Origin of the sequence: Alteromonas hispanica (assembly GCF_010500915.1) — a bacterium.
In the GTDB taxonomy this organism is placed as follows: domain Bacteria; phylum Pseudomonadota; class Gammaproteobacteria; order Enterobacterales; family Alteromonadaceae; genus Alteromonas; species Alteromonas hispanica.
Map to the genome: position 1 here is coordinate 165091 of NZ_JAAAWP010000001.1, position 25257 is coordinate 190347.

19 protein-coding genes are annotated in these 25257 nt (G+C 44.2%); all 19 read right to left on the reverse strand.

All coding sequences use genetic code 11. The features are described 5' to 3' along the window. Nucleotides 1-73: 73 nt before the first annotated feature. The 19 genes from GTW09_RS00760 to GTW09_RS00850 all read right to left on the reverse strand — a co-directional run bounded on the left by GTW09_RS00760 (nucleotide 74) and on the right by GTW09_RS00850 (nucleotide 25250). Entirely contained in the window at nucleotides 74-2392 is a 2319-nt protein-coding gene (locus GTW09_RS00760; protein WP_163109237.1) for an efflux RND transporter permease subunit, read from the reverse strand. A 15-nt stretch (nucleotides 2393-2407) separates the two neighbouring features. Then, a complete protein-coding gene (locus GTW09_RS00765) occupies nucleotides 2408-3454 on the reverse strand; it encodes a WD40/YVTN/BNR-like repeat-containing protein (RefSeq protein WP_163109239.1) in 1047 nt (348 codons plus the stop codon). Between the two features lie 79 nt (nucleotides 3455-3533). Further along, nucleotides 3534-4901: a DUF1329 domain-containing protein gene (locus GTW09_RS00770; protein ID WP_163109241.1), complete on the reverse strand. Its 1368-nt coding sequence runs from the start codon at nucleotides 4899-4901 to the stop codon at nucleotides 3534-3536. 12 nt (nucleotides 4902-4913) lie between these two features. Further along, entirely contained in the window at nucleotides 4914-6977 is a 2064-nt protein-coding gene (locus tag GTW09_RS00775; protein WP_163109914.1) for a DUF1302 domain-containing protein, read from the reverse strand. 271 nt (nucleotides 6978-7248) lie between these two features. Beyond that, nucleotides 7249-7491, reverse strand: coding sequence for a DUF2835 family protein (locus GTW09_RS00780; protein WP_071978899.1), 243 nt, complete (start codon nucleotides 7489-7491; stop codon nucleotides 7249-7251). Then, nucleotides 7478-10090, reverse strand: a complete 2613-nt coding sequence (gene pepN, locus GTW09_RS00785) for an aminopeptidase N (RefSeq protein ID WP_163109243.1) — start codon at nucleotides 10088-10090, stop codon at nucleotides 7478-7480. The genes GTW09_RS00780 and pepN overlap by 14 nt, the downstream gene beginning before the upstream one ends. A gap of 31 nt (nucleotides 10091-10121) precedes the next feature. Next, the gene (gene nhaC / locus GTW09_RS00790) at nucleotides 10122-11597 is read right to left on the reverse strand and encodes a Na+/H+ antiporter NhaC (protein ID WP_163109245.1); all 1476 of its coding nucleotides are present in this window, start codon (nucleotides 11595-11597) and stop codon (nucleotides 10122-10124) included. A gap of 42 nt (nucleotides 11598-11639) precedes the next feature. Beyond that, nucleotides 11640-12974, reverse strand: a complete 1335-nt coding sequence (locus GTW09_RS00795) for a sodium-dependent transporter (protein ID WP_163109247.1) — start codon at nucleotides 12972-12974, stop codon at nucleotides 11640-11642. Between the two features lie 83 nt (nucleotides 12975-13057). Continuing rightward, nucleotides 13058-15100: a carboxy terminal-processing peptidase gene (gene prc / locus GTW09_RS00800; RefSeq protein WP_163109250.1), complete on the reverse strand. Its 2043-nt coding sequence runs from the start codon at nucleotides 15098-15100 to the stop codon at nucleotides 13058-13060. 2 nt (nucleotides 15101-15102) lie between these two features. Further along, nucleotides 15103-15771 (reverse strand): RNA chaperone ProQ, encoded by a 669-nt coding sequence (gene proQ / locus GTW09_RS00805; RefSeq protein WP_071978894.1) that lies wholly within the window; start codon nucleotides 15769-15771, stop codon nucleotides 15103-15105. 16 nt (nucleotides 15772-15787) lie between these two features. Continuing rightward, nucleotides 15788-16078, reverse strand: coding sequence for a hypothetical protein (locus GTW09_RS00810; protein ID WP_071978893.1), 291 nt, complete (start codon nucleotides 16076-16078; stop codon nucleotides 15788-15790). After that, nucleotides 16075-16533 carry a GAF domain-containing protein gene (locus GTW09_RS00815; protein ID WP_163109252.1) on the reverse strand — a complete coding sequence of 153 codons (459 nt, stop codon included), beginning with the start codon at nucleotides 16531-16533 and terminating at the stop codon, nucleotides 16075-16077. The genes GTW09_RS00810 and GTW09_RS00815 overlap by 4 nt, the downstream gene beginning before the upstream one ends. 12 nt (nucleotides 16534-16545) lie before the next feature. Further along, nucleotides 16546-17271, reverse strand: coding sequence for an SIMPL domain-containing protein (locus GTW09_RS00820; protein WP_163109254.1), 726 nt, complete (start codon nucleotides 17269-17271; stop codon nucleotides 16546-16548). Nucleotides 17272-17490: 219 nt separating this feature from the next. Continuing rightward, the gene (locus tag GTW09_RS00825; protein WP_163109916.1) at nucleotides 17491-18570 is read right to left on the reverse strand and encodes a pyridoxal-phosphate-dependent aminotransferase family protein; all 1080 of its coding nucleotides are present in this window, start codon (nucleotides 18568-18570) and stop codon (nucleotides 17491-17493) included. A 587-nt stretch (nucleotides 18571-19157) separates the two neighbouring features. Continuing rightward, on the reverse strand, nucleotides 19158-19682 hold the full coding sequence (locus GTW09_RS00830; protein WP_163109257.1) for a gamma carbonic anhydrase family protein: 525 nt from the start codon (nucleotides 19680-19682) through the stop codon (nucleotides 19158-19160). 47 nt (nucleotides 19683-19729) lie between these two features. Beyond that, on the reverse strand, nucleotides 19730-20590 hold the full coding sequence (gene tesB / locus GTW09_RS00835; protein WP_163109259.1) for an acyl-CoA thioesterase II: 861 nt from the start codon (nucleotides 20588-20590) through the stop codon (nucleotides 19730-19732). After that, nucleotides 20577-22466, reverse strand: a complete 1890-nt coding sequence (locus tag GTW09_RS00840; protein ID WP_163109261.1) for a protein kinase domain-containing protein — start codon at nucleotides 22464-22466, stop codon at nucleotides 20577-20579. The genes tesB and GTW09_RS00840 overlap by 14 nt, the downstream gene beginning before the upstream one ends. Before the next feature lie 2 nt (nucleotides 22467-22468). Next, nucleotides 22469-23320, reverse strand: a complete 852-nt coding sequence (locus tag GTW09_RS00845; protein ID WP_163109263.1) for a 23S rRNA (adenine(2030)-N(6))-methyltransferase RlmJ — start codon at nucleotides 23318-23320, stop codon at nucleotides 22469-22471. 163 nt (nucleotides 23321-23483) lie between these two features. Continuing rightward, nucleotides 23484-25250 carry a 2-oxo acid dehydrogenase subunit E2 gene (locus tag GTW09_RS00850; protein WP_163109265.1) on the reverse strand — a complete coding sequence of 589 codons (1767 nt, stop codon included), beginning with the start codon at nucleotides 25248-25250 and terminating at the stop codon, nucleotides 23484-23486. Between the last annotated feature and the right edge of the window lie 7 nt (nucleotides 25251-25257).

Below are 25257 nucleotides of genomic sequence, written 5' to 3' on the forward strand. Positions count from 1 at the left end.
GATAACTATGCAAAAAACACCTAAAAAAAGGGCCAAAAGGCCCCTTTTTTTTGCTTAGCTATGCAAAAATAATTTATGCATTTGGGTCATTTTTGTTCCACCAGAGGAAGCGTGCCAAGGCTGGCAGTACAATAATTGCACCAAGCATGTTTACGACAAACATAAATGTAAGCAATATTCCCATATCCATTTGGAATTTAAGCGATGAGAACACCCATGTACTTACACCAATTGCCAGTGTTACGCCTGTAAACAACACCGCACTACCACGCTCTTTCAGTGCCGCAAAATACGCTTCTTGGACTGTTGCACCCTGCTTGAGCATTAAACTCTTTGTAGAAAGTATATAGATACCATAGTCAACACCAATACCCACACCCAGTGCGATAACTGGCAAGGTAGAAACGGTGAGACCAATCTGTAGGTATGTCATTAGTGCCTGAGCAAGGACCGATACAACATACAGAGGTATAACCACGACTAACGTTGCTCTAATCGAACGGAAACTGATTAAACACAATGCGATAACAGCGCCGAAGACATAAAGCATCATAGGATCTTGTGCTTCACTCACCGCTTCGTTTGTTGCTGCCATTACGCCAACAGGACCTGAAGCAAGGCTAAATTTCATATCGTCTGTTTCATAGTCGCTGCGGTAGTCTTTCACTGCATCAACAACCCGTGAAATAGTTTCTGCCTTATGATCTTCCATGAACAGGATGATTGGCATAACTGAACAGTCACCGTTTAATAAACCCGATGAGGTAGGTACGCGTGAAATTGCCTGCACTAAAGTCTGCTGATTACGAGGGATAACTTGCCACTTCACATTCCCTTCGTTGTAACCTGCGTTTACAATTTTTGCTACCGATGCCAAAGACACAGCAGACTGCACACCATCAACGTTTTCCATTTTCCATTGGAAGTCGTCCATGGCTTTCATCACGTTGTGCGACGTACAGGCCTCTGGTGTGGTTTCTACAAGAATAGAAATATAATCGACAGTAACTTCGTATTTATCGGTAATTAAGAACGTATCTTGGTTATATCGCGAGTCTTCATGAAGAGCTGGCGCACCGGCATGTAGGTCGCCTATTTTCATCTTTTGAGCTTGGAAATGACCAAAAACAAACAAAATAGCAGTAATGGTTAATATGATAGCCGCCGGCTTCTTACGAGAGCACGCCGCAATCATATCCCAGAACTTACTGTTTGATTTTTCCTTACCCGCAAACTTTTCTACGTAGCGTTCATCAAGCTTCAAAAAGCTCATAAGCACAGGTAATAAAAGAAGGTTGGTTAAAATAATAACCGCAACACCCATACTGGCCGTGATAGCTAGCTCTCTAATAATACCTATGTCGATAACCAATAAGGTCATGAAACCCACAGTATCAGAAAGCAATGCAATACCGCCTGGTACAAGCAAGCTTCTGAAGGCTGCCATAGATGCTTGTTTTGCACCAATTCCTTTAACAGCTTGCTTCTCTACCGCATTTATCATCTGCACACCGTGGCTTACGCCAATGGCAAACACCAGGAACGGCACGAGAATAGACATGGGGTCCATGCCGAAGCCAATAGAGGTCAGTAGGCCAAGTTGCCAAATCACCGCGATGACAGAACACAGCAATGGAAGCACGGTAAGCATTATACTGCGAGAGAAGAAATACACCATGATGGCCGTAATTGCGATTGCGATGGCGAAGAAAACCAACACATCTTTTGCACCATTTGCTACGTCGCCAATCATTTTAGCGAAGCCAATAATATGAATAGACGTTTGCTCGTTCTCATACTGGCCGCGAAGTTGCTCCTCTAGCTCTGCGGCAAGCGCAAGAGTATCGAGAGGTTCGCCGGTTTGTGGGTCGATGTCGAGCAATTGCGCAGTTACCATTGCGCAGCTGTAATCGCTGGATACTTGGCGACCAACTATATTCGCTTTTTCAATGTTCGCTGCTACAAGTTCAAGCGCCTCAGGATTTGAGGAATTGAAGTCGGCTGGAATTACCGGCCCCCCGGCAAAACCACCTTCTACAATTTCGGTAAAGCGTGTAGAAGGAGAAAATAAAGAAATAACTAAAGAACGATTTACACCATTGATAAAAAACAACTGGTCATGCACGTTCTTAAACGTGTCGAAAAAGTTTTTATTGAAGATGTTATCGTTTTTATCGCACACAGAAACAAGAATATTGTTTGCGCCACCAAAATCTTGGCGATGCTCAATATAGGTTTGCATGTATTCGTGATTAAGAGGAATATTTTTTTCAAAGCCTGCGTCTAAACGCATTTGAGAAGCTTGATAGCCTAAGAAAACCGTAGCAATAGCAAAAAGTGCGACTACCACTTTGCGGTTACTGAAGACTAATTTTTCTAGAAAATGGGTCATTGTTTTTATACTGCCCTATTTTAAGTTCAACGTTTTCACGCCGTTCGCTGACACCGCGATGTTGAGGCCTTTAAACTGCTTTGCATTGAGAATTGCAGCTTTATCGTCAATTTGCGAAACGGAAATACCTTCTCCAGGCTTACAGTCGGTAGGATTAGCATAAGGGTCGCGCATGCTTGTAGGTATTGGGCGCGTCGCCTTTACCATTTTACCGTTGTTACCTAATGCATAAACTTCAGAGTCTGAGCTTATAAGAATGGAGTTTAATGTGCTTGTTGAACACGTTTGTATGTATTCCCAAGACGACGACTCGCGACTAACAAACATGTTTCCACGTAGGCCAACGGCTAACACGGTTTCATCATCTAATGGCTTGATGTCAAAAAACGAACCTGTGTAATCTACGCTGTAACGCTGCCATGATTTTCCAAAGTCATCGCTTTTTGCTAATAAACCAGCCTCTCCAGCAAGGTACAGCGTATCGTTATCTAGCGTTATTCGATTTATGTGAGGAAGAATAGATTCTAACTCTTGCTGATAAAAAGCTTCGTCTTCTTTTCTAATCTCTTCTAGATATTCCCTATCATAAGGGTCTAAAAGACTGGCATGCCGTTCCGCACTCCACGTTTTACCGCCGTCTAATGTACGATAAAAAAGGCCATAAGCGCCCGCTGCAATACCGTGTTCTTCATCAAAGAAAAGAACATCAAGAAATGGACGCTGTAAGTCGGGCTGATACTGTTGTACTTCCCAAGACTCACCTTTATCTGATGAATGGATAATGGTTGCGTCGTGACCCACCGCCCAAATGTTGCTTCCAACCACGGTAGTGGCCGTTAAGGTTGACTGCGTTGGTACTTGTTTTTGGTTAAAGTCGCTGCCGTTTTCAGAAATAAGCACATGCCCACGTTCACCGACAATAACAACATATTTATCAGCGTCTATATCCAGTAAAACAGATTGTTCTACTAATGGTGCCATAAATGCTTCTTCAGCAATTGCAGTACTTACGGTATTCACTGCAAAGGTGGCGGCAATGCACGCTGCAATGGTTTTTTTCATATTGAACCATTCCCCCTAAAAATAATTGTCTGTAAACAAAAACGGTTGGCAAGTGCCAACCGTTTGTTGTGTAAGGCTGTTAGCGCATACCTTCTCGTCGTAACGCTTGCGGTGTAAATTCAACATCTCGAGGACGTACAGTAAAGTCGTACATCTGCTCTTCGTTGTCTAAACCGATAGCTAAGTATCTACGCGAGTTTAAGTCGTGATATGAATCTAGCGTAGACCACTGCGTTGGTACTTCGTAATAGTTTACACCATACGCTACAGCAACACGATAGAGTTCGCCACGATTGTCATACATATCAGCAACTTGAATTTGCCAGCTGTCTTCATCTATAAAGAACACACGCTTTTGATAAATATGGCGGAAGCCCTCTTTCAATGTGGCTTCAACTACCCAAACGCGGTGCTTTTCCCAACGTGTTAGATCAGGGTTAACGTGGTTTGGCGTAAGAATTTTCTCATAGCTAGCATTGTCTGAGTGTAATGCATAGTTGTTATACGCCACGTACATTTCTTGTTTACCTACCAGCTTCCAATCGTAGCGGTTAGGTGAACCGTTAAACATATCAAAGTCATCAGTAGTACGCAGGCCATCAGCTGCTGTTCCTGGTGTGTCATAGGCAATGTTTGGTGCTAGACGAACACGACGCTGCCCCGTGTTGTAAGTCCACGCTTTACGAGGCTCTTTCACTTGGTCTACAGTTTCGTGAACAAGCAATGCCGTACCTGCAAGACGAGCAGGCTGAGTGACTTTCTGTTTAAACATAAACAAAATATTGTCTTCAGTAAGTTGCTCTGGAGTTGCGTTTTCTTCGGCGTACTTAATGAGAAGCTGCTCGTCGAAACCAATGACGTTGTAGTCACCACCGGTAGTAACCGCTGCTTGGCCACCATTACGCTGAACGGCTTCACCGCGATAACGTAAGATGTGGTTCCATATAGCTTCCAACCCGTTTTGTGGGATAGGGAAAGGAATACCAATCGCCGCGCCTTTAATACCGTTACCACCGTCTAAAAGCTCAGCGCGCGTTGCGTTCACTTTTGTTGCGTCGTATATAGCCTGCGGGTTTGAGGCCGAACGACGGGTTGGATAAACCGGCATACGGAACGTGTCTGGGTATGTTTCGAACAGCTTCTTTTGCCCTTCCGACAAGTACTCAGCATATTCTTTGTAGTTATCGGCTGTTATTTCAAATAACACCTTATCTTCTGGAAATGGATCTGGGTGGTGATCGCCCACCGAGTAGCCTGCAGGTGCTGAGGTAATACCGCCAGTCCATGCTGGAATACTGCCATCGGCATTGGCTGCAACTTCGCCACCAAGCGGCGTTAACTCATTACCCAATTTGTTCGCCTCAGCGTCTGAGACTTTCGCCATAACACTTGCACCAGATAGTGCTAGTGACAAGGCGGCTGCAATAATTCCTACTTTTCTAATCATAAGTACCACTCTTTAGATTGCATATTTGATGTTAAATGAAACAAAGTCTCTATCTGCAAGCGCATTAGTTGTACCAATACCGCCCCAGAATGCACTGTATGACGCTGTTGCCGACCACTTGCTCAAGTAGTCTAAGGTCATAGAAAAAGCAGCAGACTTAACATCTTCTGTGAAAAGGAATAGAGGATCGGGTGTGGTGCCCTCTACGTCATGTGAAAACGTTGCTCTTACGCGTAGGTTCATGCCGGCATAAATTGAATTATAATCGGCAACAGCAAGTAGTCGATAGCCCCATGCATCGTCAGTAGCGAACGGATTGGTTTCCGGTCCGTCTGACAAGCCTAGGTGAAGACCCTGGCGAGCATTACCCGTGGCCGTTGGCTCTAGTGATGGCGTTCTTGCCGTACCAGGTGCATTCAGTCTCACTACGTTTGGATCTGGCATATCAACAATATTTACGTAACCGGCTTCACCAAGGAGTACAAAATTGTCTGCACCAAACTTAGGTCCAAATACGTGAGACGCTGTAAACTGCATCTGCCATGTATCAGAGAAAATAAAGCCCTGCGCTGTTTCACCAGGACCCACTGCGCGGCCAATGTTATTCAACTGAGAAATACCGGCTAAGTCAGGACGCAGACCTGCATTTGCAAGCTGTTCTGGCATGCCCATGTACAGTAATTCAACGTCGTCAATCTGCAGTGGCTCGTCTACACGATATGCAAATTCACCCGCAAGGGCTGTTGTGCCAATGTTAGTATTAAAACTCATGCCGTAAAGCTTAATATCTTCAGGGTAGAAGAATTCAGACTTTGTAAACGCACGTAAATCTGTGATGTTGTCACGGGTAATTTCATTGCCGGCGATAAACGCTAGATCGGCACCAATACCCGCTTGAGTAAAGTCTGATGTCACACCAGAGATAAGCGGACGTTGACTGTGATAATTAATGTGATAAAAGCTAAATTCAGTCTCGTTAATTTCAGGTGCAAACCACGTTAAACGTAAACCGTACTGACCTTGGTCATCTGCTTCATTGTGAGGGTCATCACCGAAACCACGAACCGCAACCTTGGTTGGGTAGGCTAAATATGCCTGAGATACATCGGCAGGGTTGGCCCCTGAACGTAACAAATCACCATACCCGTTAAGCGCGCTCAACAAGTGCTCTAGGTCAATATCTGGGTTACCACTGAAACCTAGCTGAATGTTTTGGCGTTGGCCGCCGTCACCCGCGAAGTCATTTCCGGCGAAATAGCTGCCTGACACAGGCAACCAACTGCGTTGGAATTCGTATTGATAGTAACCAGAGATACTTACGTCTGGTGTTAGACCTAACGAGGCGTAAACCATGCCTACCGGTAGAAATACTTCTCTTAGTTCGGCACCAGGTGCACGGGCCCGGGTTACATCAACAGGGTTTGTTGTATTGATGCCATGCTGAATAAATGTACTCTCCCCCCAGCTGATAACCTGACGACCTACGCGAAGTGTTAGCGGCTTATCGCCTACCCACCAATCACCGTAGAAGAAAGCATCGTATAGACGCACATCGGTACACAGCAAGTCTTCTGCTTCAGGGTCTTGACAAAGATCGTACTGGTTGCCTGTTATTGGGTTTGAATATGGGCGGTCGCCGTCCATTTGCTCAAAATCATAAAACCAGAATCCTCGAGCAAAGAAACCGTAATCACCAAAGTTGATGTCTAACTCGTGAGTACCTGAAATCTGAGTGGCAAACGCATCGCCCGGATCGTGAGCCAAGTTACCAAGGTCACCATTCGTAGAGTAGCCACCGTCAGCTAAGCCCCAGACATCACCGCTCGTGTAAATAGGATTAAATGCCGCATGATAACCCGACCAATTGAATTGAGGATGGTTACTGTTACCGATAAGATCATAATCTCTCGCCTCGGTACGAATACTTGTAGCCAGTGAAAATGTTGAATCTAACGTGATGTTTGCATCACCTACTTGCCAACTGGCGGCGTGAGCAGGAACTGCAGCAGCACCTAGCAGAGTGAGAACCCCTGCTGCAATTGGTGAAATCTTAAAAGCGCTAGGCCTGTTTTTCATATTTTTATACTCCCAAGTCGACGCGATAGCATGCTCGACATCATGACCAACCATAACGATTAACAAAATCATTACATCATTTGACCAGAACCGCAAGAACTAATCCTACCAGTTAACAATTTTTACAACATTAATCGTATCAAATAGTTATTGCTTTATCCTGAGTATAAAAGGCATTTATGCACTTGCACAAAAAATTATGAAAAAGTGAGTGAATTTCACCCACTAGTTACTGTTTTAAAAACTTTAAAAAAAGAAACTGAGAGTAGTGCTAGCGGATGCGCTCGAAGGATTTGATTTTGTTCTGTTGATTCACAATCATTCTAAACCGCCCTTTTACTCCATCAGAGGTAATAAATTGGCGTAAACGACCGGTAGGCACCTGCACGCGCACGCCAGATTCCGCAACCATCACTACGTTGGGTACTGATGGCGAATAGAGCGCCTCACACTGGGTGTAAGGCACACTTATCGAAAAATAAAACACACTATCTGTTTGTTCAATCCGCGCCATAAGCAAGGCTCTTGCTCACTTTTTCGAACACGTCTTTACTTAACCCTTTATGGTTGAGTAGTCGACCTAACTGCTCTTTCATTAAACGTTGATGTTGAGACGCAAACCCTTGCCATTGAGTTAACGGCGTCACTATCCTTGCCGCTACCTGCGGATTGAGTTTATCTAACTTAAGTAAGTAGTCAGCAACAAACTTATATCCGCTGCCATCTAATGCATGAAACATTTCACTATTATAAAAAGCAAAACTGCCGATGACTGAGCGCACGCGGTTAGGGTTACTCATAGTAAACTGGGGGTGTTCACACAGCATGGTAATAGTAGCGAATATGTCTTTTGTTGGCTGTGTGGCATGTAACGCAAACCATTTATCTAAAACCAATGGGTCCTTGTTGTACCTTTGTTCAAATTTTGCCATTAATGAATCGAACACTTCTTTACGGCAGAACTGCGCACTGCGAAGAGCGCCAAGAGTGTCTGTCATATTATCAGAAGCTTCAAACTGCTCAGTAACAAGATGTTCGTATTGCGGCAAAAGAGCCAAATGCGCTAGCACGACATTTTTACAGCGGCGCTGATTTACCGCGCTTTGTTCATAACTATACGGCTTGCTCTCAATACTATTAAAAACGTCAAGAAGCGCTGCTTCTAATTGTTGAGCAAATTGATGGCAAAACTCAGTTCGCGCTTTGCTTAATTCGGCCACATCAACAGAAGTTCTCAATTGGCAGAGTGTTTCAAATGATGGAATAACGAGACATTCACCAAGAAGTTCTACATTATCTATTTCTCTGGAGATTGCACTGCGAATACCAACCCAAATATTTTCGTCGATAGAGGCTTCGGGCGATTGCTCAAGCTCTCTAATACAGCGATCATAGATAGACTGCATTGCATCCCAGCGATTAAAGGCATCCTTCCCATGCTTAAATATGGTCAGGAGTGACTCAGTGGACAAGGGGTTATCGACCTTGGCCGGTGCAGAAAAGTTCCCTAATACCGCCGGAGTAAGGACGTTACCTGATGCATCCACGGTGAATGACATAGATTCTTTGTCTAATATCACCATGCCATCGTTTATTACACCCTCATTATCTGAATACAGTTCACCGCCCTGGCCGATGATTTCAATATTAATAGGCATATACAATGGCTGTTTGTCGTGCTGATCAGACGTTTTAGGCGTGCGTTGCGATAGCGTAAACTGTACTTTCCCGTTTTCAAGCTCTTGTTGTTCAACACTTATAACGGGAGTGCCCGATTGACTGTACCATAGTGAAAACTGGCTTAAGTCTAATGATGTTGCAGACTGCATAGCAGAAACGAAGTCATCGCAGGTGACAGCTTGTCCATCATGTCTCCTGAAGTACTCATCCATCCCCTGCCTAAAGCCATCAACGCCCAACAGGGTGTGGAACATGCGAATAACTTCTGCACCTTTATCGTAAACCGTTACCGTATAAAAGTTATTCATTTCAATAACTTCATCAGGTCTAATTGGGTGACTCATTGCACTTGCATCTTCCGAGAACTGGTGCTCGCGCATCACTCTTACATGCTTAATTCGGTTACTGAGTTCTGACGTCATATCTGCGCTGAACTGCTGGTCGCGAAATACCGTTAGGCCCTCTTTTAAGCTTAATTGAAACCAGTCGCGGCAAGTCACTCGGTTCCCAGTCCAGTTATGGAAATATTCGTGGGCAATAACGGCTTCTACATTGAAAAAGTCATCATCTGTCGCGGTATCTTGATCTGCTAAGACAAACTTACTGTTGAAAACATTTAGCCCTTTATTTTCCATTGCGCCCATGTTGAAGAAATCGACGGCGACAATCATGTAAATATCAAGGTCGTATTCCAGGCCGAATACATCTTCATCCCACTTCATTGCCCGCTTTAAAGACTCGAGCGCGAACGTGCCCTGATGCTTTTTACCTTTATCAACGTAAAGCTCTAACGCAACCTCTTTACCGCTCATGGTGGTATAGCTATCTGTTAATAAGTCAAAGTCCCCTGCCACAAGTGCAAATAAATAGCAGGGCTTAGGATGTGGGTCGTGCCATTTAACAAAATGTTTCCCATCACTCAGCTGACCCTTATCGACAGGGTTGCCGTTTGAAAGCAGCATTGGGTATTTTTCATCGCCAACTACCGTTACGGTATATACCGATAGAACATCTGGACGGTCTAAGAAAAATGTTATTCGCCTAAAACCTTCTGCCTCACACTGAGTACAGTAAGCCCCACCTGACAAATACAAACCTTCCAAGGCTTTGTTGTTATCAGGGGCAATGCTGGTTTCTATGTAAAGCGTAAATTCGTTTTTATCGACAGGAATAGAGAGCGATGAGTCGGTAAGGATATAGCCGTCGTTATCGTCAGATTTCGCCGCAAGCGGTGCGTTGTCGATAAGCAGTTTATGTACAGGAAGATTATCGCCGTCTAGCACTAACGGCTGATTGTGACTGCCCTGTCTTGTCACTTTCAGAGTACTGATTACGCGAGTGTCTGTTGGATGAAGTGTGACGTGCAAGTCAACGGTGGTGATTAGAAAAGCGGGCGGCTTATAATCCGCCCGGCGTTTAATTTGAACTGACATAGAACCCCTTTTTGAAGTGCCTATATGAATGTTATACAGACCCTTCGCTTTTAGTTTCAAATGTTGGCGGCGTGATACGTAATATCTTAATGCCTAAATACGCGTAAACAATCGCAAGAATTGGGTTAATAACGTTGAAAAACGCATAAAAGATATAATCGAATGGATTTACCAATAGTACGCTGTGCATGTAAGCACCACAGGTATTCCACGGGATCAGCGGAGACGTTAGCGTTCCGCCATCTTCTAAGCTACGGGACAAGTTTAATTGGTCGAGACCACGTTTGCTGAATTCTTCTTTGTACATGCGCCCAGGCATTACAATAGATATGTATTGGTCTGCAGTCACTAAGTTGGTGGCAAAACAGGTTAGTATGGTACGACTGACCATATCGCCAGCAGACTTAGCGCCCAACAAGATAGTGGCGACTGCGCGTTTAAGTAGGCCTACGCGTTCGAGCACGGCACCAAACGACATGGCGCAGATAATAAGCCAAATAGTATTAAGCATTGAAGACATGCCGCCGCGAGAAAGTAAGCTATTAAGGTTTTCATCTGGCGTAGAAAAGCTGACACCATCAAACAGTGCTGTCCACACTACCTTTAGCGCACCAATGCTGGCGCTATCGTCTGTACTGGCCATTTCTGCTACTACATCCCACTGAAATACAACGGCCCAAACACCGCCCAACAGTGCGCCGATAAAAACGGCAGGAAACGCAGGCATCTTTTTAATCGCTAGCGTAAGTAGAACAACAAGCGGGACTAACAAATGCCAGCCAAGGTTGAAAGACTCATTAAGTAAAAGCTGCATCTGCTCGATTCTGTCTGCTTTCGCTTCACCCACCTCGTTAAAGCCGATAACGGTAAACAGGATGAGTGCAATAACAAAGCTAGGAATTGTCGTCCACAGCATATAGCGAATGTGATCGAATAAGTCGGTGCCCGCAACAGCAGGTGCGAGGTTTGTGGTTTCAGATAAAGGTGATATTTTATCTCCAAAATACGCGCCCGACACCACCGCGCCCGCGGTAATTGCGGCCGACATTTCCATGCCTGCCGACACGCCCATAAGCGCGACACCTACGGTAGCTGCTGTTGTCCACGAGCTTCCAATACTCATAGCGACAACTGCACATATGAGGCAGGTTGCGGCATAGAAAAACGATGGGTTTAATAGTTCGAGACCATAATAGATAAGCGTAGGCACAGTACCCGCTAGCATCCATGTTCCAATAAGAGAACCAACAGCAAGCAATATCAGGCAAGCCCCCAGGGACATTGAAATGCCGTCAACGATGCCTTTTTCTATGGTTTTCCAACTGTAACCGTTCTTCATCCCAATGATGGCGGCCATTCCCATTGCTAGTAATAAAGCTATTTGGTTTGGACCATAAGACGAGTTGTCTTCAAAAAGATAAACGGCAGTGCCCATCATCAGAACGAGCGCCACAATTGGAATAAGAGCGTCTAGAAGCGAAGGAGTTTTTAATTCTCTATTTGTCATTGTTATTGTTTTAATAAACCTTTATTGAAAACGTCGAGTGTCTTAAAAAACAGAACGATAAAACATCAGCGCGATAATAACCGGACACACAAAGCGCACATACCAAGGCCAAATTTTCCAAAATAGGCCGTGTTCTACGTTTTCATTTCCTTGTTTAAGCTCTGCCAGTATTGCATCTCTTCGCCACACCCAACCCGCGAAAATACACAGGGCAAGGCCAAGAAGAGGTTGGCTGTATTCTGTGGTAAGCGCAATAACAAAACCGAATAGCAATTCGAAATTGAAAATAACAATACAGCTTAGAATAAAGATAACCGCTGCCATAAATATCACGGCCTTTTGACGTTTCATACCTTTACTCTCAACCATGAACGCCACGGGCACCTCTAACATAGATATTGATGATGTTACGGCAGCAATGGCCATTAAAGCAAAAAAGGTAAACGAAACAAAAATGCCGACAGAGCCTATAGTATCGAAAAGCGCAGGCAACACTTTAAAAATCAGTGTGTCACCTTGTATTAACGCACCATCATCGGTGAATATTTCTACGCCGTTATTTAGCGCTACATACATAGCGGGTATGATTAGCATGCCTGCAATAACGGCAACGCCAATATCAACTAAAGCTACCGAAGCTCCTATTGTTGGCAAATTTTCATTTTTACTGAGATAAGAACCATAAACCAACATAGTACCTACACCCAGTGACATTGAAAAGAATGCCTGCCCCATGGCATTGATAAGCAGCTCTGGGTCGAGCACTCGGGAAAAGTCTGGAACTAAATATGCACTCCAGCCTTCAATGGCACCCGGTTGCATGCTCACGTAAACGATCAGCGCCAAAATGAGAATCACCAAAGTCGGCATTAACCTTACCGACCATTTCTCTATTCCTGACTTTACCCCGCCAACCACGATAAACGCGGTCAACATCATGAACAAAGCACAGAATATTACGTTACGCGTAACCGACGAGGTAAGTAGCCAGTCGCTCGCAGACTGCATTCCTACAAGGCGCACTGCAGAATCGGCAAAGTAGACCAACATCCAGCCACCAACGATGGCATAAAAAGCTAAAATAAGAGAAACGGTGACACAACCCCATATCCCTGTTGCTCTACCGACAAAGTTTCCAGATATTTTTCCCAGTGCATCAACCATATTTGAACGCGAGCTTCTTCCAATAATCAACTCTGCCATCAACACTGGATAAGCAAGTACAAACGCAAGCAGTAAGTAAACCAATACAAAAGCTGCGCCGCCGTTACTCGCTACTTTTGTTGGGAACCCCCAAATATTTCCCAGACCCACTGCTGAGCCTGCTGCTGCTAGCACGAAACCTATTCGAGAAGAAAACTCGCCTCGTATCGCCATATTATTTGCCTTTATTATTGTTGTAATATTTATATAGACACAAAAAAAGGGCTGGCCCTAGACCAGCCCTTTCTCGATAGCGCTTAATTTGTTGTTATAGCGTATCGACCTGTCTCAATCATATCAAAGGTGATGTTAGCTGCCTCATCTAAGAACGGGTCTAACTCTTCCATATCCTCTGGAAGGTCATCAAGCGTAGCGACTGGCTCTAACCCCATTCTTTGGAGACGTTCGTTAGCGCGGGCTAAGGATTTTGCCTCGCCCTCCTTTTTCTTGGCTTCTCGCTCTGCCTTCACCAATGATATAAAGTTTTTATCTTTATTCTCTTTGTACTCCTGAATATCCTCGTCGATATACGAAAACTCAGGATTTTGCATAATTCGTTTATTATGTTTTGCCGTTAACACATCTAGCGCCGATCTATCATCCGCAAAAGTTGTGTAATTGGCTCGATTAATACTGTCCCAAGGTAGTGCGTTATCAGCTTGGCTTTCACCCCACTCAGCCGGTTCAATTGCAGATGGATATAAGATGTCTGGAATAACTCCCTTGTGTTGGGTACTTCCACCGTCTATGCGATAAAACTTCGCGATGGTGAACTGAACACTACCTAGCGGATTGTCGTAGAGGTCGTAAATTTTTCCTAAGCCGCGATGCTGCTGAACCGTTCCCTTACCAAAGGTTTGCTCCCCAACAATAAGCGCACGATTGTAATCTTGCATTGCCGCTGCAAATATCTCGGATGCTGAAGCACTGTAACGGTCTACCAACACAGTAAGCGGCCCGTTATACGCAACCTCACCATCAGTATCGCGATTAACGCTCACTTTCGACTGCCCGTAGCGAATTTGTACTACCGGGCCTTTCTCAATGAACAGCCCAGAAAGTAATGTGGCCTCAGTTAATGAACCGCCACCATTACCTCGTAAATCAACAATAATGCCCTTCACATCTTGAGATTTAAGAGAGTCAATTTCTTTGGCTACGTCTGCACTTAAATTGTTGTAAAAGCTTGGGATAGTTATTACACCTAAAGACTGACCAGCATGTGGCCCTTCATCAGGAACATAAACTTCTGATTTCGCAGCTCTGTCTTCAAGTTTGATTTTATCGCGAGTTAACTTAACCACCGACGTTGATTTAGATTCTGTTGCGCCTTTTTCAACTTGCAGGCGAACTGTGCTACCTTTTGGCCCCTTAATGAGTTCAACAACTTCATCAAGTCTCCAGCCAATAACATCAACAAATTCCTCGTCGTCTTGCGCTACGCCAACAATTTTATCTTCAGGCTTAATAGCACCTGATTGATCAGCTGGACCGCCGGGCACAACGCTTTTGATAATAGTATAGTCGTCTTCGCTTTGCAGTACTGCACCAATTCCCTCAAAGGAAAGGTTCATCTCCATTTGAAAACGATCAGCATTTCTGGGGGACAAGTAACTGGTATGCGCTTCAATAGTTCTTGCAAACGCGTTCATAGCAGTTTGAAAAACATCTTCGCTTTTTGCCTGTTTTGTGCGTTTAATTGCACGAGTATAGCGCTTGGTAAGAAGCTCCTTCGCTTCTTCCCAGGTTTTGTTAGCTAGAATAAGGTTGAGCGCGTCGTATTTAACTCGCTGACGCCATATTTCGTCAAGCTCTGCAGTATCTTTTGCCCAGTCAGCATCTTCTCTGTCGTAATAGAACTTATCGTTCTCTTTCGCAAAGTCAAAAGGTCCCTTTTCTAATAGGGCTAGAGCATATTCGTAGCGCTCAACTCTTCGCTGCGCAGATACGTTGTACATATCGTATGCAATAGACAGATTGCCCTTGCTCAACGCATCGTCGAACAAATCGCGATACTTTTCGAAACTCACCACATCGTCAAGTAAAAGCACTTGTTTGTTGTGGTCAAGAGATTCTATGAACCGTTGATATACTCTTGCCGAAAGAAGATTATCCAACGATATTTCTTTGTAATGTGCACGTGTAAATAACGCGCTCACTCGTTTTGCTGCAACACTGTGCTGAGATTCTTGTTGGAGTATTGGTAGCTCATCAACGTCAGGCGTTGATGTTACAGCACCAGCACCTACACCAACGGTAAGGAATGCGCTAGCAATAGAAATTCGAAGGATATCTTTCATATTTACGACCTCTTGGAACGTGCCAAACGTAAAGCGTCTGCTTTTACTTTTACCACCATACCGGTATCGAGCTGAACATGGATGCCATCTTTAGCAATTTCGGTAATCACTGCCGGCATAGGTTCTTTACCCAGCTTTACCGTTACGCGAGTACCTTGCTTCATGTCACCGTCTGTCAATTTGGCAGGGGGTGTTGTAGTTGGTCTATTATTCTTCGGTTTAGTTCCGCGCTTACTCTCAGGTTGAGCAGAATTGGCCGGCTTTTCGCCCTTTGGACGATTAAACTGACGCTTTTCTGAACGCTTAGGTTGCTGAGCCATTTTGGCCTTGCGTTTTTCAGCTGCCTTCGCCTTACTCTCTTCAAGTTGTTTTTGCGCGTGATCCGAATGCTCTTTTTCAATCGCGTCACCTTCAACACCATCTAAGTCGACGCGATGGGCACCTTCTTTAATGCTGTACAGGTACCGCCAGCTGTTGGTGTAGTGACGAAGCGTAGAGCGTAATAGCGTTTTGCTAACCCGTTCATCATCGTCTAACCGCTGAGCAAGATCTTGGAAAATACCGATCTTAAGTGGAAGGGCCTCTCCTTCAGTGCTAAAACACTTTGGGAAGGTCTCTGCAAGGAAAGCAATAACTTCCTTACTTGTAGTAAACTTCTCTGTTGATTCCATTAACTTTCTAAATTATTCAGGAGATTTCTTCGTTATTTGCATCATCCCAAGTTGCCAGCGTGTGGTCAACCCAATCGAGCAATTCGTCGTCATCAATTTCTAATAAATGTGCATCTTGTTGCCAAGACTCCCAAGCGTAGTGCAAAATTTGCTCTAAACGCTGTGTTTCTATATCTTCTTCTGCGGCATCATATATTGCATGAAGAATAAAGTTTAAACGTTCCGACGCCTCATCTGGGTCATCGTGGACGTCTTCCATATCTTCATAGGTAGACAATACTACATGAATATCGACGCTTATTTTCATGATGGCTGTTGAGATTGGACAAGTATTTGCGCTATTTCTACCAAACCGTTTTCATCTTCTTGCGAGAAACGACCGTGGTTTGGACTGTCAATATCGAGAACACCTATAAGGTTTTCATTGACGATGAGCGGCACAACTATTTCGGAGTTTGACGCAGCATCACATGCAATGTGACCATCAAATGCGTGAACATCATCTATGCGTTGTACAGTTTGTGTTGAGGCACTGGTGCCACACACTCCCCGCCCCATTGGAATGCGTATGCACGCCGGCTGCCCTTGAAATGGCCCAAGGACAAGCTCTCCCTCTTTGTATAGATAAAAGCCTGCCCAATTCACATTCTCTAAGCCATTGAACAATAATGCGCTCAGGTTTGCCATATTGGCAATTAAATCGTGCTCGCCCGATACTAAGCTTTTTGCTTGGCTTATAAGCTGGCTGTAATCTTGTTTCAAACGGTAACCCTGTTATTGTTTAATTTTAAATGTGACATTCACTCGTGCTTCAACATTACTCTGACCTGGCAAAGATACTGACATTTCCTTTGCAAATGCATCGGCACGCATGACTGGAATCGGCATATTGCCACCAGATTCAGATATTGCAACCACTTCACCTACTTCAACGCCTAATTCTTTCGCTAAAAGCTGTGCTCTATTCTTTGCATCACCTACTGCAGCGATTAGCGCTTTTTGATAGAACGACGTTTCACCGAGAGTTATAAAGTTAAACTGCTGAATACGATCAACTCCCCGTTTAAGCACGCCATCTAACACTCGGTCATAATTATCTAGGTTGGTTGATGTGATAGAAATTTCTCTTGAAAGAGTAAACCCATCTTGATTTCTTCCTTGTGGCGTATTCACATAACGGGGCGTTAAACGCACTTCCATGCTTTGAATATAACGTTCTTCTATACCCTCTTTCAGTAAAAATTTAACGATGGCCTTTAAATCACTCGCCAGCGACTGACTTAATGGGCTAACCGTCTTACCTTGTGCCTCTATAACAAAGGTAACCGAAAATGCATTAGGAACAACATCAATAGAGCCAACACCTTGCACACTCACTGTTGCCGCCGGCAACACTTCTTTTGAGTTCACACCTTCGGAATGCGCCCACAGAGAGGTTGAAACGAAACTAGTAAGAAAAGAAAACAGAATTAACGATGTTACTGCATATTTATTTTTCATGGGGCGTCCTTAACTATTTTTATTATCCACAATGCCGCAACGCGGCCTATTAAAGTTTTTGTACACCGAAGACTATATTCTAATATAAATGAACATGGAGTGAATGATGAAGCAGTTTACCCGTGTGAAAATGAAAAAAGGTGAGCAGCAACGCTCACCTTACACTTAATTAGAATGAAGGATTACTTGTAACAAGCACTAATTTAAATAGGATTCGGGTTAATTTAGCACGCTTTTCAACGATGCTATGCAATGGTCTATATTACGCTGTTTGCAGGCATAACCCATTAATCCGATTCGCCATACTTTTCCAGCGTGCTCCCCCAAACCTGCGCCAATCTCTAAATTGAATTCGTTGAGAAGGTGACTTCGTACTTTGGCATCATCCACTCCCTCTGGGATACGAACAACGTTGAGCTGAGGTAACCTGAAACGGCTGTCTACAGTAAGCTCTAAACCGATTTCATTTAGTCCTTGGGCTAGCCTGTCATGACCCGAAGCATGTCTTTTCCACGCATTCTCTAAGCCCTCTTCTTTTAGCATTAGCAAAGATTCATACATGGCATACATACTGTTTACTGGTGCGGTGTGATGATAAGCACGCTTTGCACCTTTGCCCCAATAACCCACAATAAGATTCATATCTAAGAACCAGCTTTGTACCTTGGTTTTCCTGTTTTGAATTACCGATACGGCTTTTTCACTAAATGACACCGGAGCGATTCCAGGAACACAACTTAGACATTTTTGTGACCCTGAATAAATGGCATCAATCCCCCACCCGTCAACGTCGAGCTCTATGCCGCCTAATGAGGTGACCGAGTCAACAATCGTAAGGCAATTGTGTTTTTGAGCAAGCTCGCACAGTAACTTTGCTTCGTTACGTACACCCGTTGAAGTTTCTGCGTGAACAAACGCTAGTATTTTGGCGTCAGGGTTGACGTTAAGCGCATCTTCAACCGCGTTAAGATCGGTTTGCTCGCCCCAGGCGTTGTTAATAGTGACGGCCTCGCCGCCGCATCTTTCGACGTTTTCGACCATGCGCATACCGAAAACACCATTTATACATACAATCACTTTATCGCCCGGTTCGATAAGATTCACAAAACAGGCTTCCATCCCAGCAGAACCCGGTGCAGATATTGGCATAGTGAGCGGGTTCTCAGTTTGAAATGCGTACTGAAGAAGATTTTTCGTTTCGTCCATCAGTTGAATAAACAGAGGGTCTAGGTGCCCAATTGTTGGACGTGCCATCGCATTGAGGATACGAGGGCTTACATCTGATGGACCCGGCCCCATAAGTGTGCGTTCAGGTGGTAAAAATGTGGCGTTTGACTGTAGTGGCATGCTCAATTCTCTAACTTTTAGAATGCTTAATCATGCAGACATACTACTAGGATAGCTCTCTGGTACAACCATCTGTAGTCAACATAATTTATATGAATGGTAAGTCTGCTGCACATTAGCCTTCGTCTTAGGCGTTGAACTCGTATTTTGCGGTGCGACTTTTAGTGACAATACTTAATGGTTGATGAAGTTTATAATCTGCCTGTTGAGGGATTGAGTAAGCCAGATTCTCTAGTATGTGTATATTCTAGCTATCGATAGAAACGGAATAGAGTGAGTCAATGTGGTTAGACCAGAGTTTTTTATAAACATTAACCAATTGATTTTAATTCAGTTATTTATAATTTTGAGCCTGTAATAAAAAATTAACACCTATTTTGTTTATAAAACGAGCAAACATCATCTATAATTAAGATTCGTTTAAGATTTACGTTAAATCTCTCCCTGTAAAAGTTAGCGCACGGCTCAGCAATGGGCCATTCCCCTAGGCCCAGAACGGTTGTTCTGGGCATTTTTTATGCACAACACATAATATCTACCTATACATCAGTCGCCTTTAGCGATTGTGCGTAATGTTGAGCGTTATCCTTATAGTGTGCAGCCGAGGCTTCTAACTTAGGTTTAACACTTTCATCCAAGGTTTTGATGACTTTTCCCGGGGAGCCGACGACTAAACTAAAGTCAGGAATATCCATATTTTCTGTGATTAAGGCGTTTGCGCCAACGATACAATACTTTCCTATTTTTGCGCCATTGAGCACCACTGCATTTATGCCAATAAGCGAATAATCGCCAATAGTGCAACCGTGTAGCATTACTTTATGCCCCACCGTCACCCCCGTACCAAGGGTTAAAGGTACACCAGCGTCAGTATGTAATACGCTGCCGTCTTGAACATTACTTTTTTCACCTACGGTGATAAGGTCCATATCGCCGCGTATAACGGCATTGAACCAAACGCTGCTGCCTTCACGCAAATCGACGTTTCCAATAACATGAGCACCTGGTGCAATATAGGCGCTTTTATCGATTTTAGGGGTTAAATTGCCCAGTGAATATTGCATATCATCTTCCTTTTTGCCCATAATTATTTTGAAATTATCGGTCAATTTTATGAATCAACCTGACGCATAAGACCTTCTTGTGTGGTCGATGCCACGAGTTCGCCTTGCTGCGTAAAGATCTGCCCTCGTACCAAACCTCGAGCACCGCCACTGAACGGACTCTCCATCGCGTATAGCAACCATTCATTTAAGTTAACAGGGCGGTGAAACCACATAGCGTGATCAATGGTGGCCATCCGTAAAGACTTATCAGTAACCGCGACGCCATGAGGTTGCAAAGAAGTGCTTAAAAAGTGGTAGTCTGACGCGTAAGCCAGCGCCGCTTGATGAACAGATAAAGACCCACTGAGCGTATCTCTCGCCTTCATCCATATATAGCGCGTTGGCTCGTGTTTAACAGGTTGATAAGAGTTAGCCGCATTAACCGTGCGAATATCAACTGGTTTGTGGTAGCTCAAAGCCTCTCTCATTGGGCGAGCGATTTTATTGAAATTCTCTTGATAGAAATCGATGTCAGACTGAACCTCCTCTGGCGGAGGAACATCTGGCATTGTTGGTTGCTGATGGTGCATGCCCTCTTGAGGTACCTGAAAAGATGCTGTCATATAGAAAATGTTTCTACCGTCTTGAATTGCTTTAACTCGGCGAGCAGAGAAACTACGGCCATCTCGAACAATTTCGACGTCATAAACCACAGGTTTTTGTGCGTCTCCTGGCAATAAAAAGTAGGTGTGAAATGAGTGGGCCACTCTTTCTTCGTCAACGGTCTCATAAGCAGCGGCTAGCGCCTGTCCAAGAACTTGTCCGCCAAATAATGCCCGAAAACCCAAATCCCAGCTCTGACCTCGATAGAGGCCCGCTTCTATGGTTTCTAACTCAAATAGCGAAGATAGTTTAATATCCGACATGTTGTGCGTTCTCTTGTTTTATTGCTTTGGGATTTCTTGGGTAGTACTTTTCTGGCAGTGTTGCCTTATGCTCAAAAAAGCGAGTGTCTTTATAGGGTAACTTCATAAACCCTGAAATACCTAACCCTTTTATAAGCGGTATCTGCTTAACCAAATCATTAAGAAGCGCTCTGAATGACGCCTCTTGGCTGTGATCGAGCAAGGTATAATAATTGTGAATTTTTAGATGGGTAGCTAATGACTCGAAAATAATACACCCCGTATGATGGATGGCGTTAAGCGCTTTTATCGTATCTATTATTGTATCCGGTAACTTTAGTAGCTCGTCTGGATCATCACCATCTTCAAAATAAGAGTGTGTGCGACTATCGTCTTTTGATAAGGACGTTTTAGACAGCTCATAGGGAATTTCAAGACCTTCTGATGGTATGAAATCTTCATCCTCACTTTCTCGCTCAATGTGCACCGTGTTTTTCGCATTGAACATACAACATTTAAATACAGCGGGCTTATGTATGGCGCGAGCAAGGGTAATTACATTATTAACCGCCTGTTCGAAGGCAGACTTTAAACTAGGATCGTGAAGGTTAAGACTTGAATCTACATAAATACCTTCAGGCTCCCACCTCACTGCCATTCCACCAACCACCGGATAGCGACCCAAGCGACTTATTGCAGAAACGAAGGCTTTTTCGGTATCACCCATACCTTGAAGATAATTTTTGTAGTATCGGTCAAACTGCGCATCATCGATATAGCGCAACTCTTCGCTCTCAAGCGCGGCCTGTTGTCGCAGATAAGACTTTCTTGAGCTATACACTACCGTTTCTATATCCTGCCCGGTTTGATGTACCCATGTTGGAATAAGTGGTGTATACACCGCTTCTTTATCTTCAGAAAACACCATGTTTTTTAAAACATGTAGGTGATTAAGAAAATAATCGCCTCCCTGTCGGCGTTTGGTAGCGTCGTCATCGAGCATGTAGGTTAAAATGTCTGCGAGCATTTTCGGCAAGCCTAAAGACGAGGGAGTAATAACTTTGCTGCCGTATCGACATGACTGCCCAGAGGCCAGTGCATAAAGGGTACTTGCTAAGCCCTGTTCATCAAAACGGGGGCTAGAAAGCGCACCATTTAACTGTTCTTCACCAATAAAATACACATCGCCAAGCCTAGCATTTGTTTGCTGCAGCTCGCCCGACATTAAATCCATTACATTGTTGGTAACGAATTGCCCAGAGGCATCTGTTTGTGCAAATACGGAAGACCCCCAATCTATCAAACCAATACGTTCATTTTCGCCGTCCCATACCAGATTAGATGGCTTTATGTCCCCATGTACTATGGGCTTGTCCATTCCTTTTGCCATATATTGCCGCAGGTAGACCAGTATTTCCCCTACTTGAACGGCTATTTTGACGATGACTCGCGGTGATAATGGCCCCACGCGAAGACTTACTTTTTCTAAGTCTTCCCCCGGCGCTTTTGCCATGACAAGTATGGACTGCTTTCTTATTTGCTGGTACTCAATAAAACGAGGAACGTACTTGTGATCGACATGAGACAGCATAAAGCCTTCTTCCTCAAGCCGTTCTCGTATGTGCTGTGGTAGGGTAATTCGAGAGAATTTAAATACGCGTTTTTCTCCATTAGAAAGCGCGCCATTAGCAAGCGCACCAGCAGGAGATTCGCCAGAAAAAGCAAACCCAAAAGCCCCCTTGCCTAACAACTCAATATTTATATATCCAAGGCTTTTCAGCTCAGCAATACAAAGGCTAACCCAATCTTTTAGCTTTTTCGCGTCTGCGTGAGAAAGCAAATAAATAGATTGTTCATCAGGTATGTAAAAGTGTTTGAGTCCCTTGAGTTGCGACATAGTTAATTATCTTTATTGACCCAAGTAACACTGCTACTGCTCTGTTCTCCCATGTGTTGCGTCACTTCAAGCATTGCTTCACTAAGCTGTGTGTCAAGCTGCCAAGCAGGGTTTAACACCATTACTCCTGAGCCGTACATGCCCGCATCATGAGTATTTTCAGCAATTTGCATTTCAGCTTTAAAACAGGGCACCTGCAACTCGCTTAGCTTTTCACACATTGCTTCACTAGCGCCATGCTTGTTGCCAGAACGGGCCGAAAGCAAAGGATACCAGATAACAATTTGAGCCTGCTGCCATCGCTTCAGCACTCGTTCTACGTTTGTAACAACATCTTCATATTCATTCGCCCTTTCATAAGGAGGGTCAATTAATATTGCACCTCTATTAGGCTTAGGTGGAGTGAGAGCAATGAGCCCTTCAAAGCCATCGCGCTTATGGGAATGGGCGTTGCTGCTGGCATAAGCAGCAATATTTGATTCTAATTTTGCGAACTCCCCAGGGTGAAGCTCCATAGCGTGCAGCACATCACTCTCTCTTTTTAACTCTGCACTAATAACGGGTGAGCCTGGGTAAGCATCTTTGCTAACAAAAGACTGACAAAGAGAAACATAGTCGTTTAAGAGGGAGCTTTTCGCAACAACATCCTGCAAACTGGCAATACCGCTTAAATACTCTTTATTTTTTGACGATAAATCATCTGTGAAGTCATACAGTCCTGCACCAGCATGAGAGTCGTATAACGTAAAAGGCTTTTCTTTCTTTTTAAGCGATTTTATAACGCCTAACCAGCACAGGTGTTTGATAACGTCGGCATGATTGCCAGCATGAAATGCATGTTGGTAACTTAACACAATTTTCCTAGGTAACGTTGCGTTCAATGTATTTCGCTATAATAGCGTTTTGCGTTAACCGAGTACATGACTTACCAAGAGGACAAACAAAAAGGGCCAACTTCCATTGAAGTTAGCCCTATCGTGTTATCTCTCTTACCCTGAAAAGGTTATTTATGAGATGTTATTTTAAATGCATAAGCATCTTTTCAGGCGAGGTAAGATAGCTCATCCACAAGTTGTTAAACCTTACCATGGTAGCGCCATCAATAATGCGATGGTCTCCTGACCAGTTCACCGCCATGATGTTTTGTGCCGTCACGTTGTCATTGTCATCGAAGCGAGGAAGCTTCTGAGTTTTTCCAAGTGCAACGATCGCAGCTTCTGGCTTATTAATGACCGGCGTTGCCGTTATGCCGCCAATTGCACCTATATTAGAAATGCTTATTGTGCCACCTTTTAAGTGCTCGCCTGATACACGACCGGCTCTTGCCTGCTCAATGATATCCTGCATCTGTACCGCGATGTCAAACAAAGACAATCTTTGCACGCCCTTGATGTTTGGTACTAATAGCCCAATTTTCGAGTCTACAGCAAACCCAATATTATGGTCTTCAAAATAGGTTTGCTCTGATCCTTCATCATTGAGCTGGCTGTTAATAACAGGGAATTCCGTCAACGCCAAAGACATAGCTTTTACGAAAAACGGCATAAAGCTGAGTTTCACATTTTTCTTTTCAAACTCAGGCTTCAAGTTTTTGCGAAGTGCAATCAAGTTGTCCATCACGACTTCGTCGCTTACCGTAAAGTGCGGAATGGTGTAAACCGACGCTGCCATTTGCTTAGCCATTGCTGATTGAATGCCGCGTACTTTTTCTACGCGTGTACCACCTGTGGCTTGGTTGTTATTAGAATTAGCACTAGTTACTTGTTGAGATGATGTCCCACTCTTCAATTCGTAGGTATTACTTGCATGTGATCTCGTATTCTCTGATACCGCATCCTGCGATGCCTTTGCCAGTTCAAGAACATCGGTTTTTAATATTCGACCTTTTTTACCAGAGCCCGATACTTCGGATAAATCCAAGTCTTGCTCGCGAGCAATACGTCTAACGGCCGGACTTGCCAAAACTCTTCCCGGGATAGCAATAGGCGGCTCGAATTCCCCATCCTTCCATTTAGCTTCGGTTTCTAGACGAGCTGCGGCTTTGCTTTTTGTCGATGCCTTATTTGAAGAAACGCTATTGGCCTGCTGTTCTTTTGCTACTTCAGGCGCACTAAGTTCTGACTCACTGAGCTCTGACCCACTGAGATTTGTTCCGCTGCGCTCTACCATCAGTGCAAACAAGGGTGTGTGTACTTTGGCAATGTCGCCCTGAGCGTGATAGAGCTTGTGAACAGTGCCGGCATTTTTGGCTGGAATTTCTACCACGGCTTTGTCTGTCATTACTTCAACAACGGCCTGGTCTTCTTCAATACTGTCGCCTTCTTGAACGTTCCACTTCACTATTTCACATTCAACGATACCTTCTCCGATATCTGGCAAAATAAAATCTTCAATGGCGCTAGTTGAAGATGAAGCCCGCGTTTCGCCTACATTCGAGTTTTCGGAGCCCGAATTTTCCGAAGCGGTATTCTGTGGCTTATCATCAGTCGATGTTAGGTTTGCTCTTGCGTCTTCAGACTCAACACTATCTGCACTAATAGACGAGTCATCTGTGACCATGGCAAAAAGAGGCTCGTGTACCTTTGCAATATCACCAACAGCGTAATACAGCTTCTTTACCGTACCGGCGTGCATGGCCGGAATTTGCACTGTCGCCTTGTCCGTCATCACTTCAGCAACCGGCTGATCTTCTTCAATATGTTCGCCTTCACTAACAAGCCACTCAAGCAACTCGCATTCAACGATACCTTCACCAATGTCGGGTAAAATAAATTCAATTGTCACTGCTACT

Excerpts from the sequence above, each read along its gene's own strand:
- GTW09_RS00765 (WP_163109239.1), bottom strand. The coding sequence starts at position 3,454 with ATGAAAAAAACCATTGCAGCGTGCATTGCCGCCACCTTTGCAGTGAAT.
- GTW09_RS00760 (WP_163109237.1), bottom strand. The coding sequence starts at position 2,392 with ATGACCCATTTTCTAGAAAAATTAGTCTTCAGTAACCGCAAAGTGGTA.
- GTW09_RS00795 (WP_163109247.1), bottom strand. The coding sequence starts at position 12,974 with ATGGCGATACGAGGCGAGTTTTCTTCTCGAATAGGTTTCGTGCTAGCA.
- GTW09_RS00810 (WP_071978893.1), bottom strand. The coding sequence starts at position 16,078 with ATGAAAATAAGCGTCGATATTCATGTAGTATTGTCTACCTATGAAGAT.
- GTW09_RS00775 (WP_163109914.1), bottom strand. The coding sequence starts at position 6,977 with ATGAAAAACAGGCCTAGCGCTTTTAAGATTTCACCAATTGCAGCAGGG.
- GTW09_RS00830 (WP_163109257.1), bottom strand. The coding sequence starts at position 19,682 with ATGCAATATTCACTGGGCAATTTAACCCCTAAAATCGATAAAAGCGCC.
- pepN (WP_163109243.1), bottom strand. The coding sequence starts at position 10,090 with ATGTCAGTTCAAATTAAACGCCGGGCGGATTATAAGCCGCCCGCTTTT.
- nhaC (WP_163109245.1), bottom strand. The coding sequence starts at position 11,597 with ATGACAAATAGAGAATTAAAAACTCCTTCGCTTCTAGACGCTCTTATT.
- GTW09_RS00840 (WP_163109261.1), bottom strand. The coding sequence starts at position 22,466 with ATGTCGCAACTCAAGGGACTCAAACACTTTTACATACCTGATGAACAA.
- GTW09_RS00770 (WP_163109241.1), bottom strand. The coding sequence starts at position 4,901 with ATGATTAGAAAAGTAGGAATTATTGCAGCCGCCTTGTCACTAGCACTA.
- GTW09_RS00825 (WP_163109916.1), bottom strand. The coding sequence starts at position 18,570 with ATGGGGCCGGGTCCATCAGATGTAAGCCCTCGTATCCTCAATGCGATG.
- tesB (WP_163109259.1), bottom strand. The coding sequence starts at position 20,590 with ATGTCGGATATTAAACTATCTTCGCTATTTGAGTTAGAAACCATAGAA.
- GTW09_RS00780 (WP_071978899.1), bottom strand. The coding sequence starts at position 7,491 with ATGGCGCGGATTGAACAAACAGATAGTGTGTTTTATTTTTCGATAAGT.
- prc (WP_163109250.1), bottom strand. The coding sequence starts at position 15,100 with ATGAAAGATATCCTTCGAATTTCTATTGCTAGCGCATTCCTTACCGTT.
- GTW09_RS00820 (WP_163109254.1), bottom strand. The coding sequence starts at position 17,271 with ATGAAAAATAAATATGCAGTAACATCGTTAATTCTGTTTTCTTTTCTT.
- proQ (WP_071978894.1), bottom strand. The coding sequence starts at position 15,771 with ATGGAATCAACAGAGAAGTTTACTACAAGTAAGGAAGTTATTGCTTTC.